Annotated in this window: 9 protein-coding genes and 2 tRNA genes; 6 read left to right on the top strand and 5 right to left on the bottom strand. The window is 36.4% G+C overall.

Features of this window, described 5'->3' with window-relative positions:
- Positions 1-40 precede the first annotated feature (40 nt).
- From ACFIKG_RS01595 to ACFIKG_RS01580, 4 genes are all read right to left on the bottom strand, one after another.
- Complete coding sequence (locus ACFIKG_RS01595) at positions 41-601, bottom strand: SH3 domain-containing protein (RefSeq protein WP_375625417.1); 561 nt, start codon at positions 599-601, stop codon at positions 41-43.
- Positions 602-2,222: 1,621 nt separating this feature from the next.
- Entirely contained in the window at positions 2,223-2,456 is a 234-nt protein-coding gene (gene rpsU / locus ACFIKG_RS01590) for a 30S ribosomal protein S21 (protein WP_012754552.1), read from the bottom strand.
- A gap of 187 nt (positions 2,457-2,643) precedes the next feature.
- Positions 2,644-4,317 (bottom strand): formate--tetrahydrofolate ligase, encoded by a 1,674-nt coding sequence (locus ACFIKG_RS01585; protein WP_375651633.1) that lies wholly within the window; start codon positions 4,315-4,317, stop codon positions 2,644-2,646.
- Positions 4,318-4,997: 680 nt separating this feature from the next.
- Positions 4,998-5,074: transfer RNA gene (locus tag ACFIKG_RS01580), tRNA-Arg, on the bottom strand.
- 367 nt (positions 5,075-5,441) lie between these two features.
- On the opposite strand from ACFIKG_RS01580, the gene ACFIKG_RS01575 reads away from it, so the two are divergent.
- The 3 genes from ACFIKG_RS01575 (at position 5,442) to pgi (ending at position 11,569) form a co-directional block, all read left to right on the top strand.
- On the top strand, positions 5,442-6,581 hold the full coding sequence (locus tag ACFIKG_RS01575; RefSeq protein WP_375651632.1) for an efflux RND transporter periplasmic adaptor subunit: 1,140 nt from the start codon (positions 5,442-5,444) through the stop codon (positions 6,579-6,581).
- Positions 6,578-9,715, top strand: a complete 3,138-nt coding sequence (locus ACFIKG_RS01570; RefSeq protein WP_375651631.1) for an efflux RND transporter permease subunit — start codon at positions 6,578-6,580, stop codon at positions 9,713-9,715. Before ACFIKG_RS01575 ends, ACFIKG_RS01570 begins: the two co-directional genes overlap by 4 nt.
- A gap of 189 nt (positions 9,716-9,904) precedes the next feature.
- Positions 9,905-11,569 carry a glucose-6-phosphate isomerase gene (pgi, locus tag ACFIKG_RS01565; RefSeq protein ID WP_375651630.1) on the top strand — a complete coding sequence of 555 codons (1,665 nt, stop codon included), beginning with the start codon at positions 9,905-9,907 and terminating at the stop codon, positions 11,567-11,569.
- A gap of 316 nt (positions 11,570-11,885) precedes the next feature.
- On the opposite strand, the gene ACFIKG_RS01560 is transcribed toward pgi, so the two are convergent.
- Positions 11,886-11,975 (bottom strand) — tRNA-Ser (locus ACFIKG_RS01560).
- Positions 11,976-12,260: 285 nt separating this feature from the next.
- Between ACFIKG_RS01560 and rplU the strand changes: the two genes are divergently transcribed.
- The 3 genes from rplU to ptsP all read left to right on the top strand — a co-directional run bounded on the left by rplU (position 12,261) and on the right by ptsP (position 16,970).
- Positions 12,261-12,740, top strand: coding sequence for a 50S ribosomal protein L21 (gene rplU, locus ACFIKG_RS01555; RefSeq protein ID WP_375651629.1), 480 nt, complete (start codon positions 12,261-12,263; stop codon positions 12,738-12,740).
- 12 nt (positions 12,741-12,752) lie between these two features.
- Positions 12,753-13,022 (top strand): 50S ribosomal protein L27, encoded by a 270-nt coding sequence (gene rpmA / locus ACFIKG_RS01550; protein WP_273787451.1) that lies wholly within the window; start codon positions 12,753-12,755, stop codon positions 13,020-13,022.
- Positions 13,023-14,438: 1,416 nt separating this feature from the next.
- Positions 14,439-16,970 (top strand): phosphoenolpyruvate--protein phosphotransferase, encoded by a 2,532-nt coding sequence (ptsP, locus tag ACFIKG_RS01545; RefSeq protein ID WP_375651628.1) that lies wholly within the window; start codon positions 14,439-14,441, stop codon positions 16,968-16,970.
- Positions 16,971-17,429 lie beyond the last annotated feature (459 nt).

The following is a 17,429-nucleotide window of genomic DNA, read 5'->3' as shown; positions in this document are numbered from 1 at the left end:
TCAATGAGGAATAAAAATTAAATTTGATGAGTTTGAGCATTCACCAACCTTTTACTTTTTCATCAGGATAGATTCCCCATAACTGGGGTTGCTGAAGCCATCCGCGCGTATTATTAATGTTTAGTTCGCACCATTGTCCATCACATTGGCGGATATTGCCAATGACATTAGGTTCTACTTCTGCCACAAGCTCTGCGTTTTCGGTGGGGTTTTTTCGGAGCATCAGCCTTTTTGTTTTATCTTTTTGCCATGGAATAGTTATAGCAGTTCGCTTTCCCGATAAAAGCGATTGATACACCCACCCCTCATCGCCTTCTGCATCACGAATTTTGCGCCATTGATCATATTCTTGAATGATTTCAATAGGCAAGCCCTTCTTTTTGTAGGTAAAAATGATAGAATAGTTGCTTCCTGGTCCGACGCGCACATTAACGCTGGTGGGTTTAATCGAAGCAAATCGCGGAAGTGGTAAACCACTGGGCCCTAAATTTTGATTAAATGTTTGTGCGTGCAACAAATGAGGTGAACCCAATACAATGACTGTTGCTATTAAGATACATGATGCGAGCATTGAAACGCGAAACCAACGAGAATTTTGCACACTGAACTCCTTTATTTCGTCATATATTGGAAATTTAAAATCTGAAATATAAGACTAAAATTATGACATATCGCTCGTTAAAGAGATCTAAACAATGAAAAAATTGTTACGAGAATAGCAAAATAAGGAAAACAAAAGTTTGTATTTTTTAGTGCTTATCTTGTTTATAAGGGGATAAATATAAATAAACACTGGATTTTTATGCAGCTGTACGCGTTATAAAACAGTAAAGTATACTGGGTCCATAGCAATTTTTGTACAGGAAATTAGGGCTAAAGTATTGCATCTCTTTTCTGAGTTTGTTTCTCGAAGTAAAAGTACATGTATGCATATTATGAACAAAGAGCTGTTCAGTAAAGGGGGTATCATGTGGCTTGAAAAGAAGTTTTGAATGGACAAAATAATACGATGAATAAAACATTTAAGCTTAAAAATATGAGAAAAATTATGAAGTAGATTGATATATGAAGGGCTGATTTTAACAGGACAGTTTTTCGTGATAATCCATTTTATAAAATTTGCTATACTATAATTTCATGCCATGATAATGCTTATCGGTATGGTAGATAAGCTCGATCCATTATACCTTTAGGAGCTCTCAATGTTACGTAGTTCTTATTATTTATGGCGTTCATAAGAAGCATTTTTATTTTTTTCTTAAATAGCTTTTATTCTATTTGCATACTAACCCTGCTTATGATGTACAAGAAATAATCTTGATTGATTCAATATAAGAAGGTGTTGAGAAAATAAGAAGGTGTTGAGAAACTTCACGTTATTCAGAATTATTACTTAATATGAAAAACGATTACTTATAACGATAAATCAACGCGTTAAAAACTTTAACTCGTTATTTGAGTTGTAAATATATTTCCATTAAAAATGGTAATAAAAGGCACATTCATCCATATTAAAATACAGTGTTTTCTCTGTTTATTGTTAATTTTCTTTTTCTATAACTCAGTATAGAAGAAAGTTGAATGAAATAGAAGAGCTTATTCGATACACTTATGGGGGTCATTACATAAGTGATGAATAGAAGAAATTTAACAAGAAAAAAAGAATCTGTAGTGCAGTGGTTGAAATTCGTCATCGTTTAGAGAGACAGAGTCAAGGGATATAAAAAGTTATGGAATTATATCGTTTTGTTACATAACTGAAGGGAAAGAGGATTATGCATTTGATATCATATTTGTATACACAATCGCATATTGCGATAGTTACTTTTGTTTTGCAATCTGATCTAGCATCTTCGAAAGATGTAGAATATTTAATGACAAAAAAAGAAAATCATCATGAAATTTATACATAAGAAACAGTTACTTAAGAGATATCCGGAAGGAGAAAAATTATAGCGAAAAGTGATAATAAAACACCCTACACTCAATTCACATAAAAACAAGTCGCTTAAATATCTAAAGCGTAGTTTGTTATCTGTTTTTTGAAATATAAGAGTGAAAAAACACCCCTATGACAGAAACTTTATTATTTCCAGATAACTAACATATTAGATAACATTGCACACAAAAAACTCTACACAAGCAATTTATTGCAATCATCTACGAAGATAAAATTTTCTGGAAGCTTATTATCTACTGCTTACGCAATTGCATAAAGTATATTACTTTACCGCAACAGTTCGTCCGTTACTAACAAAACCTTCTCTTTGCGCACGCTTACGAGCAAGCTTACGTGTACGACGAATAGCTTCAGCTTTTTCACGAGCACGCTTCTCAGATGGCTTCTCATAATAACTACGCATTTTCATTTCACGGAAGATACCTTCACGTTGCATCTTTTTTTTCAACGCACGGAGCGCTTGGTCAACATTATTATCACGAACGAGTACTTGCACTATCTATCCTGCTTTTTTCAGTGTCATAAATGATAGGAAAAACCTACGTCCTTTTAAAGGCATATCCAAAAGGACAAGCACCTATATCATATAAATAAGACATTTGTCTATATCGCTTTTTAAAATTCTATTCTTTTTGCAATAAAACACTTTTTATAATGAATGATAAAATTTTACGGTTATAAATTTATGAAAGTCCTTGTATTTGATCATTTTCGTCAAGATGAATTTTTTCAGCCGTGGGATAATGGGGTAGTCCCGGCATGGTCATAACATCTCCACAAATGACAACAATAAAGCCGGCTCCTGCGGAGAGACGAACTTCTCGTACGGGAATTTCAAAATCAACAGGAGCACCATATTGCTTGGGATCAGAAGAAAAAGAATAAGGTGTTTTTGCCATACAAATAGGGTAGGCGCCAAAACCTTCTTTTTCCCAAGATTCAAGTTGTTTGAGAATAGGGGCTGAGATGATGGCGCCACGCCCACCGTATAGCTTTGTTATAATACAATTAATTTTTTGAACGAGTGGAATATTATCTCGATATAAAACTTTAAAATGAGAATCTTTTTCTTCAATCAAGGTAACGAGTTCTTGTGCAAGTTCTATAGCGCCTTTTCCACCTTGTTCCCAATGCTTACAGATAATAGCTTTGTGTCCAGTTGTTGCAACTATTTTTTGTAATGTTTTTATTTCAGCATCGCTATCGCTGTCAAAATGATTGATAGCCACAACACAAGGAATACCGTAGTGCTCCATATTCTTTATATGTCGTAAAAGATTAGCTGTTCCTTTTTCTAAAGCGGTGATATTTTCTTCTGTCAGGTTATTTTTATCTACACCACCATTCATTTTTAATGCACGAATAGTTGCGACGATCACTGTAGCATTTGGTACAATACCTGCTTGCCTACATTTGATATTGAAGAACTTTTCTGCTCCAAGATCTGCTCCAAACCCTGCTTCTGTGACAACATAATCAGCAAGTTTTAAAGCAGTTTTTGTTGCTATAACTGAATTGCAACCATGAGCAATGTTGGCAAAAGGTCCTCCATGAACGAGAACAGGGTTATTTTCAATTGTCTGTACGAGATTGGGTTGTATAGCATCCTTGAGAAGAACTGCCATTGCACCTTCTGCATTGAGATCAGAAACGGTGATGGGCGTTTTATCATAACGATAAGCAACAATAATTTTTTTGAGTCTTTGTGTAAGGTTTTCTAAATTTTCAGAGAGACAAAGAAGTGCCATAATTTCTGACGCAACAGTAATATCAAAACCTGTTTGGCGTGGAAAACCATTTGTTATGCCCCCCAATGAAATAACAATATCGCGCAATGCGCGGTCATTCATATCAAGAACGCGTTTCCAAACAATGCGACGTGGATCAATGTTTAGAGTATTTCCCCAATAAAGATGATTATCTATTATTGCGGCAAGAAGATTATGAGCAGCTGTAATAGCATGAAAATCACCGGTAAAATGTAAATTAAGGTCATCCATTGGAACGACTTGCGCATAACCACCACCAGCAGCACCACCTTTTACACCAAAACAGGGACCTAAAGACGGTTCTCTCAAGGTAGCTATTGTTTTTTTACCAATAAGATTAAGAGCATCACTTAGTCCAACTGTTGTTGTTGTTTTGCCTTCTCCGGCAGGTGTGGGGTTGATAGCTGTGACGAGGATAAGTTTACCATCTGGATTTTTATCAAGCGATTTTATGTATTCAGAAGAAATTTTAGCTTTATCATGGCCATAGGGAATGAGATTTTCATGTGAGATACCAATTTTTTGTGCAATTTCAATAATATGCTGCTTTTTAGCAGTGCGAGCAATTTCAATATCTGTTTTAGGCATGGAAAAATTCTTTAAACTTATCTTTTATTAATGTTCGAGATCTGTACCCCATGGATTAATTAGAAGAATTCATAGAGAACAGAAAGTGTTAGGATATCATAGAAGTCGATGACATGCTATGCAAGAGATAATGCTAAAGAAGCACGAGAAGAGTTTCATTGTTTTTTAGGAAAAAGAGTTTCTTTGCTTTTAAGCAGTAAAAATATGTTTAATTCAATTAAAAATATCTCGAAAAGAAGCTTTGGTTTGCAACAAAATGTCTAATGATATTAATGGATACCATAAGTGTTTTATGGCGGCACATCTGAAGTCCCTATTAAGATGGGATTGCTAGGAATAAAATATCCAGAAACATCTAGTTATGGAAAAATTAGAAATAAGCACGCAAAAAATTATCTAACTGATTAAAGAGTATAATCCGGAAGAGACTAAAAACAAGCGCATAGATCGAAAAAAGAAAACAACACACGCTGCTTATGCAATCGTTATGATTATTAGCTAATAAAAGCACCTTGGAGCTGAATTGAAGGACTCATAACATCTTATTCTAGCAAAATGGCTAAAGAAACGACTCACAACAGAATAAAGTAACAAAATACAAAAAACAAAGATAGGCAAAAATAAATCACAAAATAAAGAATTTAAAGAGCCTAAATTTATAAGAAGGTACTATTGATAGATGGCGCACCCGAAGAGATTCGAACTCCTGACCCCCAGATTCGTAGTCTGGTGCTCTATCCAGCTGAGCTACGGGTGCATACATTTCAGTTTTTTACATTATCTACGACAAAGGGTTCCTAATCGTTTCATTAAAGAAATGCAAGTGAAACTTGGGGCGTCATAAAAAAAATCTCTCTTTTTTATGAGATATTTTAAAAAAGGATATAATATATTATGGTTTCAGTTAGTTTTGATATAATCATTTTTTGTTGTGACCGTACAAAGCAATATGAACGATAGTTAACTTGACGTTTTAATCTATGAAAGATAGTCAAGCAAAGATGAGATGTGTTTTTTGCGGTGGGGGGTAAGATATATACACCCGCTGTTTGGTTTTTGTGTAAAACGCCGATATTACTGTTGAAAACTATTTCAGATGAACATGACACAGCAAGGGTGGATGTATGGCGTTATTAAAAAAGAGCTTTCCGTTGGTATTTTTAATCGTCGTTTTAACGGTTACTTATTGGGCTGGAAAAAAGAGTGCAGAACAACCCATTTCTATGGTAGATAAAACAAGAGTATCGTATAAAGCTTCAAAGGAAAAAATGGGAAGACCACCGGCGAATGTTGTTGTTGATCTTGTAAAAGTTCAAGATTTTTATGAACAACTTAACGTTCTTGGGAGTGGAAAAGCTCTTGCAGAAGTCGATCTTACCCCTTTATCCTCAGGTGTTATTGATAAGCTTTTTGTATCTGCTGGTACAAAAGTACAAGTCGATGATGTGATTGCAAAGCTTGATTCTAAAAAAGAGGAAATAGCGGCTGCAAAAGCAAAAGTACAACGTGATAATAATGCATTAACGCTTTCGCGCATTCTTAAATTACGCTCCAGCAATACAGCAACGGAAGTTCAAGAAATTACAGCACGTTTAGAGTTGGATAACGCAAATTTAGTTTTGCGTAATGCTGAATTAGATCTCGATCGGCGAACAATTCGTGCACCGATTCCTGGAGTTGTTGGTATTTTTCCCGTTGATGTGGGGAATAACGTGACCCTTAATACTGTAATAGGCCGTATTGAGAATAGAGAACGTATTTTGGTCGATATATGGGCCCCTGAACGATATGTGTCGCGCATCCATAAAGGAGATGAGGTAACGGCAACATTAACTGCGCAGCCAGATAAATCTTTTGTTGGCCATATTTATGCGATTGATAATATTGTTGATCCAGAAAGTCGCACGCTTCATGCTCAGGTTGAAATCAATAATGAAAAAGATACGCTCATGTCTGGTATGTCCTTTTCTGTTGTATTGCAATTTCATGGTGGTTCTTTTCCTGTCGTTAATCCTCTTGCGGTTCAATGGAATAGTAAAGGGTCATTCGTTTGGCGTGTGAGAGAAGGAAAAGTAGAGTCTATTCCCGTATCAATTATTCAGCATAAAGCGGATCAGGTTTTCGTGAAAGCTCCCCTAGAAAAGGGTGATCAAGTTGTCATTCAAGGGGTGCAAATGCTTTATCCAGGAAGTAAAGTAACTATTGATGACCCAAAGTCCCATCAACAGCAATTATCAGCGGTTTATGGAACGGATATACAATGAGCCAAGAATTAAGCACAAAACAGCCTATGTCAAAGGTGGAGCAAGGTGGTCTCATTGCCTTATTTATTCGCAGACCGGTTTTTACTTTTGTTTTAAATGCTATGATCGTCATTGCAGGATTTGCAGCATGGTTGAATGTTGATGTAAGAGAATTACCCGATGTTGATACTCCAGTAACAACGATTGTGACGATGTTTTCTGGTGCATCAGCAGAAACCATTGATCGTGAAGTAACAAAAATTATAGAAGATGCGGTTTCTCGTGTTTCAGGTGTTAAGACAATTTCTTCAACATCTTCTTTTGGACGCTCTCGTGTGCAAATCAATTTTAATGTCGGTGTTGATTTGAATGTAGCGGCATCTGATATTCGTGATGCTCTGTCTCGTATTGCTTATTCTTTACCAAAAAATGCAGATACCCCTCTGATCATTAAAGCAGATTCGAATGCTGCTGCTATGATGTATTTGGTTGTGACGTCACCAACAATGAGTATTGATGATTTAACAACGATTGTAAATGATCAGATTGTTGATGCAATTTCTGCTGTTGATGGTGTTGGTGATGTACAGGTTGATAGTGCTCGCACAAAGATTTTTCAGATTGATATAGATCAAGCAAAACTTGCAAGTTATGGATTAACTGTAGCAGATATTTCACGTGTTCTTGCTGATATGACAACGGATGTGCCAGTAGGATCATTACGCAATTCTAAGCAAACTTTAGTTGTCCGTGCCACTGCACGTCTAACAACACCAGAATCTTTTGAACAAGTTGTTTTAAAGCCTCATGTGCATCTTGGTGATGTTGCGCATGTTACTTTATCGCCGGATATAGAAACGGTTATTCTTCGTGTCAATGGAAAGACGGGTATTGGATTAGGTATCGTGCGGAAAGCACAATCCAACACGCTTAATATTTCTCAAGGTGTAAGAGCCGTTGTTGATAATCTCAAAAGTATTGTTCCTTCTTCTGTACATATAGACGTTATTAATGATGATGCAATTTTTATTAAAAGTGCCCTTCATGAGGTTGAGGTTGCGTTGGTCATTGCTATTTTGAGCGTTATTTTAGTCATTTTTCTTTTTCTCAGAGATATTCGTGTAACACTGATACCTGCTTTATCTCTTCCTGTTGCCTTAATTGGTACCATTGCAGCTATTTATCTTGTGGGATTTTCATTGAATATTCTCACATTTTTAGGACTTGTTTTAGCAACAGGGCTTGTTGTGGATGATGCCATTGTTGTTCTGGAAAATATTGTTCGATGGCGCAATATGGGGTTAGGTTCCAGAGCTGCAGCGGTGTTAGGAACACGTGAAGTTTTTTTTGCTGTTGTCGCAACAACATTGACTTTAGTGGCTGTATTTGTTCCTATTTCCTTTCTTCCTGGGCAAGTTGGAGGGCTTTTTAGAGAATTTGGTTTTGTTTTGGCAATTTCTATTTTGCTTTCTTCAATTGTTGCTTTAACGCTTTGTCCCATGTTGGCTTCACGTTTTCTCAAAGAACATGTTGAGGAGAAAGAGGAAAAGTCCCATCATTATTTTACTTTTTTATATAAATTAGGTACTTTTTTTCATAAGGCATATACTTACAGTTTGCATAAGTGTTTAGAAAAGCCTTGGTCTGTTGTTTTTGCTTCACTTATTTTTGCGGGTCTTTGTGTTGGAGGCTATATGAAGCTGAAACAGGAATTAACGCCAGCAGAAGACAGAGCTTTTATCTTTTTGGTTATTAATGGACCACAAGGTATTTCAACACAATATTTGAACGAACAGGTAGAGCAAATTGAAGCAAGTCTACAGCCATTACGTGATGCAGGGGAGATTGCTAACAGTTACTCTATTGCGGGTATTGGTGGTTCACCCAATACTGCTTTTTTGCTTTTATTGCTTTCATCTTGGGATGAACGTTTACGTAGTCAGCAAGAAATTGTGAAAGATGTTAATGCAAAGGTTAGACAGTTTCCCGCAGTTTTTGTGTTTGCTGCGGAGGGAAATTCTCTAGGTGTGAGAGGAACTGGGCAAGGATTACAATTTGCAATTCTTGGCAACGATTATGCAACACTACAACCCATTGCTGATAAGCTGGTGAGTGCTTTACAAGATGATCCGCGTTTTATTCGACCACGTCTTACTGTTGATGCAACACAACCGCAATTTTTTATTGAAATCAATCGAAAAAAAGCCTCCGATTTAGGGATTGATATCACCAATTTGGGCGATACATTACAAGCAATGTTGGATGGTAAAAAGATTGGTTCCATTAACGTGGATGATCATTCTTACGATGTTAAATTGATATCGCGTAAAAATTCTATGAAGAGTCCTAGTGATTTAGAAAATATTTTCTTAAAGACTAAAGACAATCGATATGTTCCTTTATCGGTTATTGCGCATTTACATGAAAAAGCTATCGCTCCCCAATTAAAACGGGAAAAACGCATGAGCGCTGTTATTTTAAGCGCAAATCTTGCTCCAGGTATCACTTTAGGGGAAGCTTATCAAACTGTACAGAAAATTGCTTCTCCTTTGTTATCAAAAGGAATCTACGTGGTTCCCTTAGGAGAAGCTGAAACGCTTAATGAAACATCTTCCAATTTTATGATTGTTTTTGGCATTGCTTTTTTGATTATTTTATTGATTTTGGCTGCTCAGTTTGAAAGTTTTATTTCAGGATTCATTATCATGGCTACGGTCCCATTAGGGATTGGTTGTGCTGTAATTGCTATGCTATTAAGCGGTGTGAGTCTTAATATTTACAGCCAAATTGGACTAATTTTGTTAATTGGCGTTATGGCAAAAAATGGTATTCTCATTGTTGAATTTGCGGATCAATTACGAGATCAGGGAAGAAGCGTGCGTGAAGCCGTAGAAGAAGCAGCAAATATTCGACTTCGTCCAGTTTGTATGACAATGATTTGTGCCATTTTAGGAGGTATTCCTTTGGTTTTAGCCAAAGGTGCTGGCGCAGAGGCTCGTATAGCTTTAGGTTGGGTTATCGTTGGTGGCTTAGGTTTAGCAACTATTTTTACGCTTTATGTCACACCGGTTGTTTATCTTTTTTTAGGGCGGTTTATAAGACCGAAAGCAGAGGAAGATTTACGCTTAATAAAAGAACTCAATCAAGTTAAATGATGTATCTGATAGAAAAGATTTGAAAGTTTATTCTTGTAAAAATATCATTTTCGGATCTTATCCTTTTATTTTGTATATTCCTTCATTTTCATGTGAGCAGTGAAAATAGCGAGCAATAAAGGAGACGCTTTCTGCTTTGTTATGGTTTGGGCATAGATTTCATTATCAATAACCGTATAGGATAAGCTTATGGGAGATAGCTTTTCGATTCGAAATGAAAAGGCTTTTGAGGCCACATTAAAAGCTTTAAGAAACCATGCAGCAAAGGATGGGGTCTATGATATTCGTCGACATTTTATAGAAGATGAACAGCGTTTTTCCCATTTTTCCCTCAGACTCGATGATCTTCTTTTCGATTTTTCAAAATGTGGTGTGACATTTAAAACATTGCAACTTCTAGATGATTTAGCTGTCGCAGCAGATGTGTTAGGCCGGCGTGACGCAATGTTTTCTGGTAAGGCTATTAATACAACTGAAAAACGCTCAGTTCTTCATATTGCGTTACGTTTACCTGCGGATGAAATTTTCATGTTGGATGGTCATAATCTTATTCGCGATATTCAAGACGTCCTTGAAGATATGGAAAGATTTTCTGAAAAGGTGCGTGATGGCAGCTATAAGGGAAACAGTGGCGAGAGAATAAGTGATATTGTCAATATTGGTATTGGAGGTTCTGATCTTGGTCCTGCAATGGTCACATATGCTTTAAAACCTTATCATGATGGTCCACAGTGTCATTTTGTTTCTAATGCTGACAGTGCCCATATTTCTGATACTCTCTCTATTTTGAATCCAGCAACAACGCTGTTTGTCATTGCTTCTAAAACTTTTACAACGGCTGAAACAATGGTAAATGCTCAAGTTGCACGTCAGTGGATTTGTTCACATTTAGGAGAAGAAGCCATTGGTACGCATTTTATTGCTGTTTCAAGTGCGCTTGATAAAGTAGCAGAATTTGGCATAGATTCCACAAGAGTTTTTAAATTTTGGAATTGGGTGGGAGGACGTTATTCAATTTGGTCGGCCATTGGACTTGTTGTTATGTTTGCAATAGGTGGTGGAAATTTTCGCCAATTTCTCAATGGTGCATTGCAAATGGACCAACATTTTAAAACAATGCCTTTGCATAAAAATATTCCTATTCGTTTTGCTCTTTTAGGATTCTGGCATCGTGTTATTTGCGGTTATTCATCACGTTCGATCATTCCTTATGCACAGCGTTTAATACATTTTCCAGCTTATTTACAACAGCTTGATATGGAATCAAATGGTAAGCAAGTCTCGCTGGATGGAAAACCATTAAGTTTTTCAAGTGGTCCGATTGTTTGGGGGGATTCAGGAACAAATAGTCAACATGCTTTTTTTCAGCTTCTGCATCAAGGAACAGATATTATTCCTGTAGAATTTATTTTATTTATAAAAGGGCATGAGCAAAATTTACATTCTATGTATGAGATGTTGCTAGCAAACGGTTTAGCACAATCAAAAGCATTGATGAAGGGGCGTAGTATTGAAGATGCTCGGCATATCTTGATAAAAAATGGAGTTGATGAGGGTGAAGCAGATCATTTAGCACTTCATAGGAGTTTTAAAGGAAACCGTCCCAGCATTACGCTAGTTCAAGATTTATTAACACCTTTTGCACTCGGTCGTCTTATTGCGCTTTATGAACATCGTACTTTTGTTGAAGGGATTTTAATGAATATTAATTCATTTGATCAATGGGGTGTTGAACTTGGTAAAGAATTAGCAAACGAGTTACTACCAATTCTTCGTGGCGAAAGTAAAGCGGATAATCGTGATAGTTCAACATTAGGGTTGCTAGCACATATTCAAGCAAGACGTGCAAAATAAATATGATTTTACAGTAGTTTTTGTACTAACTAAGCAAAAGTAGAATGAGAGAGAAATATGAGATAATTCTGCAATTTTACTATGCATTCTCTTAATTATCTGAACTATATTTATGTAAAATAAAACAAAAAAGTGAAAAAATTGTAAAAATGAGAATTTATTCGCACAAACGATAAAGAGCTTTGAAAAGTCTTGAAGACCTTTTGAAAAATGGATTGGTACAAAACCTGCTGATAAACTACACTAGGTAAAAACATACAGAATTCACCGGCAAGCTACGATTAAAGACATTTTAATAATATCGCTTTATAAACTTTGGCGGAGAGAGAGGGATTTGAACCCCCGATAGAGTTGCCCCTATGCCGCATTTCGAGTGCGGTGCTTTCAACCACTCAGCCATCTCTCCATAATAAAGTGAAATAAAAATTGGCACTATTTGAGTATATAAGGGGTAGATAACCTTCAATTGTTTTTGGTACAACCTTTTTTTCTTTTTTATGGGACTTTATTGACAGAGAATAGAAATTCCTTCATATATACGGAACATGAGCGTGGAGAAATCTGCGCGTATTTGTGTTGAAGAAGGTTTTATCCTTCTTTAAAATCTATTACGACTGATAAAAAGCAGCCTATTTTCCCTTATTTCAAGGCAGAAATTAAATAAGAGCTGGAGTGAACGGAAGGATAAAAAATGTTCGCAGTCATTAAAACTGGTGGTAAGCAATACCGCGTTGTTGCTAATCAAGTGGTGAAAGTTGAAAAAGTTAGTGGAAATGCGGGTGATGTTGTTGAATTCAATGACATATTGATGGTTGGGCAAGAAGGTAATGCGGTTATTGGTACCCCTCTCGTTGCTGATGCATTGGTGACAGCTGAGATTGTAGAACAGGCACGTGGGCGCAAGGTTATCGCATTTAAGAAGCGCCGTCGTCAAAATTCTAAACGCACGCGTGGTCATCGTCAAGAATTTACGAAGCTTCGTGTTTTAGAAATTTTAATGGGTGGTTCAAAACCTAAAAAAGCAGCTGCAAAGCCGATAAAAGAAGAGGCAACTGCACCAAAAGAAACAAAAGATGCTGCTTCTGTTGAGAAGACGGCTAAAAAAACGGCTGAAAAAAAGACTGCGTCGCAGAAGAAAGCGTCTGTAGCATCAAAGAGTAAGAAAGATTAAAGGAGAGCGTCTATGGCACATAAAAAAGCTGGTGGTTCCTCGCGTAATGGTCGCGATTCAGAATCGAAACGTCTGGGCGTTAAAAAATTTGGTGGTGAGACCGTTATTGCTGGAAATATTATTATTCGCCAGCGTGGTACACGTTGGCATCCTGGCAACAATGTCGGCATTGGAAAAGACCATACGCTTTTTGCATTATCAAATGGAAAGGTTTCTTTTCAACGCAAAGCGGGTGATCGTTCCTATGTTTCAGTCATTCCTATGGTGGAGGCAGCAGAGTAATCTGTAACACTCTCTAGCAATCAACGGGATTCCATTAAATTGTAGTTGTGGTTTTATAAGTATTAAAAGGGAAAGATAGAATCTCATCTTTCCCTTTTTGCTTTGGTACTATAATAAATATAGAAGATATACGAAAAAGGTAGAATTGGGGAAATGACTTTTCTCAATGAGGGGGGGAGAAGTTTGTGCGGTGTTATGTTAGTATTTAGTACTGAACGTATTGATATTATGATAGAATTTGTTGATAAATTTTTGTATAATAATAATGAGGAGAGACTTTCTTTTTATGCATGAAGAAGTGTCTAGTAATTTCTTTATAAGAGAAGCAGTTTGTTTTCAGGAAATTATGAGAAATTTAATGAAAGCATTATTTATGTAATCATTTTGATAAAGATGGATCTTTTTATTGGCATTGTAGTATTGATGAGTTGTCATACTGTTTTTAGGTGGTGGTGTGGATAGGTGATGCTATTCATTTAAAAGGATATAGGGATAAAAAATCCATAAGATGGCAGTCAAAACTACTTTGAAAGTGACGTGCATTAAGGAGTTTTTGGTAAATCGAGAGTGAAATTATATTTTTAAAGAGGACGGTGTTTAAAGATATAAAAATAACCAATCTGCAATCAGCGCTTTTCAAGAATATTTTTTCTGATTTCACTATTATTGTATTGTACATTATTTGAAAACAAACAAGCATAAGAGCTAGGGTTAAGGCAATAACTGCTTTTCATTTTTTACTTTATTCATCTTATTTGTAGAGTTTTTCTTGATTTTGGTAGTTGATGATGGTGCTTGGGTGATGTTCGTACTTTGCAAATGTGCGACGGAGGGCATTGTGTGTTTGCGATATTGATTAAAGTAAAGGAGTAGCTTAAAATATATAAATGTTATATATCAAGGATTTCGTATCATAGGATGAGCTGTACGGAATTTTAAAGATGATAAGTTGCATGGAGCAATTTATAATTATGTAATGAATTTATAAAGAGGAATAATAGGTTAAATAAACTTTGAGGAATCAGTTAAAATATTAGCTGAAGTTACAGATGATTGGGAAGGATGCTTTCTTGTAGGGAGAATAATGAAAAGTTATGTTGAATAACTTGGGATAATGAGAGCGTTTTTAAAACATAGTTTTTTAGGTGATTGGTGCTGTAAAAATCGGGGTTTTGTCTTTGTAAAGTAGAAGAGTAAGAGGCAAACTTGCTTATTGTACTTTTAAGCACTTCGCTAGATGATAATATCCAATTGTATTATCGGTTATATTGAGGTATTTAAGCACCTCACTTAACTACATTTCCTAAAATATAAAGAGAGCTGTGGTGGTATTTATAGATTGTATTTTGGGAAATGCAGCTTTGAAAAGGAATTTATCAGAGATATTGGTGTTCAAATGTGAGGCAATTTGAATTCATGATGAGATGTGAGAAAGCAGAAGCAGTGAATGTAGATTTTACCGAGAGTGAAATCTTGTCTATAAGATCTGTACAACTTGCAGCTGCTTTTGATCATAAAAATGATGCAATTTATGCTGCTGCTGAATTGCTTGTGCAGGTTGGTGCGGTTGATAAGTGTTATCTGGCAAGCATGCTCGCACGTGAAGAAACAACCAATACTTGGCTTGGAAATGGTATAGCCATTCCTCATGGTATGGCTGAAAATCGTGATTTAATTATCAAGGACGCTGTTGCTGTTATACAGGTTCCTGCTGGTGTTGAGTGGCAGGATGGCAAGAAAGCACATTTGGTTATTGCTATTGCAGCGTGTCCAGATCGTTATAGAGAAATTTGTAAAAAATTGACGTCTCTTTTATTTGATAAAAAACAGCTTGAAGTACTTGCAACAACTATGGACAAACAGCAAATTGTTACAACTTTGTTTGATCAAGATATGAAGATAGAAAAAGCTTTTATTGGTGACCTTTCGGTGTGTCAGGAATGGACGTTAGATTATCCAAGTGGTCTTCATGCACGACCAGCTTCTCTTTGGGTTGATTTTGCGAAAAAGGCTCAAAATTCTATCAGAGTTCGCCATGGTCAATATGCTGTTGAAATGAAAAATTTAGTTGGTTTATTGCAATTAGGAGCAAAAAACGGTGATGTTCTGATTTTTTCTACAGATGCTGCAGAAGGAGCACAACTTCTCAATGATGCCATTGCTATTGCAAAAAAAGTGAGTATTAGTGAAAAATGTCTGATGAGAGCAATGGAATCTCAAACAAAAGCTTTTCATGGTTGGTATCCACGCTCTATGCAAAAAGGCATTTCTGGTGTTGGAGCAAGTTCAGGATTAGCATTTGGTAAGATTTTTGTTTTAAGACAAAATGATATTTCCATAATAGACCAGCCAATTGATTTTGCAGCTGGTGCAGCATGTCTTGAAAATGCTCTTACAAAAACAAAACATAAAATGGCATCTGTGATTTCTGATATTACAGTGCGTATGGGAGCAGATTCTGCTGCGATTTTTTCTGCGCAAATGGTTTTGCTTGAAGATGAAAATTTAATAGCTCAAGCTTGTCGTTTTATAGCAGAAGGTCATGGTGTCGCTTGGTCTTGGGATAGAGCGGTTCGTCAATTTTCAGATATGTTTTTTAAGGTAGATAATCCTTTGTTAGCAGCACGTGCTGTTAATTTAGTTGATGTTGGTCGACGTGTTTTAGGTGAAATCAATCCATCCTATAGATCATTCTTTTTAAATGATATTCCACATGGTGTAATTCTGGTTACAAATGACCTTTCTCCTTCTGATGTAGCACAACTTGATTGTACAAGGGTAAAAGGATTAGCAACAGCATGGGGAGGTCCATTATCTCATACAGCTATTTTGGCGCGTACTCTTGGTATTCCAATGGTTGTTGCTGCAGGTGATGATATTTTAGCGATTCAGTCTGATATTCAGGCTATTATTGATGGCGATAACGGGTTTATTTACCTTGATCCTACGCTTGAAGACGTTGAAGATGCTCAAAGGCATATTGATACTGTTGCGCAAAAACGTGTCAGTGAAATAAGTACGTGTAGATTACCAGCGCAAACGACAGATGGTCAAAGAATCCGTATTATGGCTAATGTCAACTACGCAAATCAGGTTCCTGTTGCGCTTGATTTGGGGGCTGAAGGTATTGGACTCATGCGCACGGAATTTTTGTTTTTAGAGAATCCTCATATTCCGGATGAAGAGCTACAATTTAATATATATCGGGCGATGATTACAGCTGTAGGAGATAAGCCATTAATTATTCGTGCACTCGATATTGGTGGGGATAAACAGGTTACGCATTTACATTTATCTAAAGAAGACAATCCTTTTTTAGGTGTTCGAGGGACGCGGCTTTTGTTACGTCGACGTGATCTTTTGGTGCCTCAATTACGTGCTTTGTATCGAGCAGCAAAAGAAGGCGGAGATCTATGGATTGTGTTTCCGATGGTAATGTCTGTTTCAGAGATTGTCACTATAAAAAAGATTGCAGAAGAAATCCGCAATGATATTGATGCACCAAAATTAAAACTTGGTATTATGATCGAAGTTCCAGCAGCCGCCATTATGGCAGATGTGTTGAGCGCCCATGTTGATTTTTTCTCAATTGGAACCAATGACCTAACACAGTATACAATGGCTGTTGATCGGCAAAATCCGTACCTTGTGTCTGAAGCGGATAGCCTTGATCCAGCAGTTTTGCGTATGATTTATCAGACTATACAGGGAGCTTCACAACATAAGTGTTGGGTTAGTGTATGTGGTGGTATGGCTGGAGATCCTTTTGGTGCAATGATTTTGACAGGGTTGGGAATTAATGAGCTTTCTATGATATCTTGCGATATTTCTCCAGTAAAGGCGTGTTTGCAGACTCATAGTTTTGAAGATATGAAAATTTTAGCACAAAAAGCATTACAATGTGAAACTGCACGAGCTGTACGTGCTCTAAGCAAGGATATAAGGTGATAAAGAACATTAAGGGGAACGAGCTAGCTCATTTTGCAGAGTAATCAGATCGTTAGTGCTGTAAAACATTATTCTTTTATACGTTACAGGGAGGAGTAGCGTGTGGATAAAAACGCTTTAAGAAAGAATAAATGCCTTTTATGCATTCTCTCAAATCGCAAGGGATGTTGCAACATTAGAGGCTAAATAGCGTGATGGTACTTGGCTTGTACTTTTTATTTAAGGAAAGATGATGCTATTCAATAGATTTTATACCATTCATAGACACCGTATGAGATAGATGTGACAATCTTTTTATTCCCATTATTGTATTATACAAACCTATCCACGGAAAAAGTTTTTTCTTAAAAAGAAAGGATGTGCTTGTTATTCAACAGATATAAGCTCTTACTTTAATAAATGAATTTGTTTTTTGAACTTTGAATGTATAATTTAGGCTTGCACGTTATTTCTTTCTGG

Origin of the sequence: Bartonella sp. LB28NMGDW, from assembly GCF_042194435.1 — a bacterium.
GTDB classification, from domain to species: Bacteria; Pseudomonadota; Alphaproteobacteria; order Rhizobiales; family Rhizobiaceae; genus Bartonella; species Bartonella grahamii.
Note: the sequence above shows the minus strand (reverse complement) of the source record. Positions and strands in the feature narration are given on the sequence as shown.

What these genes read in the sequence shown, in the direction of transcription:
- ACFIKG_RS01585 (WP_375651633.1), bottom strand. Translation starts at nt 4,317, where the DNA reads ATGCCTAAAACAGATATTGAAATTGCTCGCACTGCTAAAAAGCAGCAT.
- ACFIKG_RS01575 (WP_375651632.1), top strand. Translation starts at nt 5,442, where the DNA reads ATGGCGTTATTAAAAAAGAGCTTTCCGTTGGTATTTTTAATCGTCGTT.
- ACFIKG_RS01570 (WP_375651631.1), top strand. Translation starts at nt 6,578, where the DNA reads ATGAGCCAAGAATTAAGCACAAAACAGCCTATGTCAAAGGTGGAGCAA.
- pgi (WP_375651630.1), top strand. Translation starts at nt 9,905, where the DNA reads ATGGGAGATAGCTTTTCGATTCGAAATGAAAAGGCTTTTGAGGCCACA.
- rplU (WP_375651629.1), top strand. Translation starts at nt 12,261, where the DNA reads ATGTTCGCAGTCATTAAAACTGGTGGTAAGCAATACCGCGTTGTTGCT.
- rpmA (WP_273787451.1), top strand. Translation starts at nt 12,753, where the DNA reads ATGGCACATAAAAAAGCTGGTGGTTCCTCGCGTAATGGTCGCGATTCA.
- ptsP (WP_375651628.1), top strand. Translation starts at nt 14,439, where the DNA reads ATGATGAGATGTGAGAAAGCAGAAGCAGTGAATGTAGATTTTACCGAG.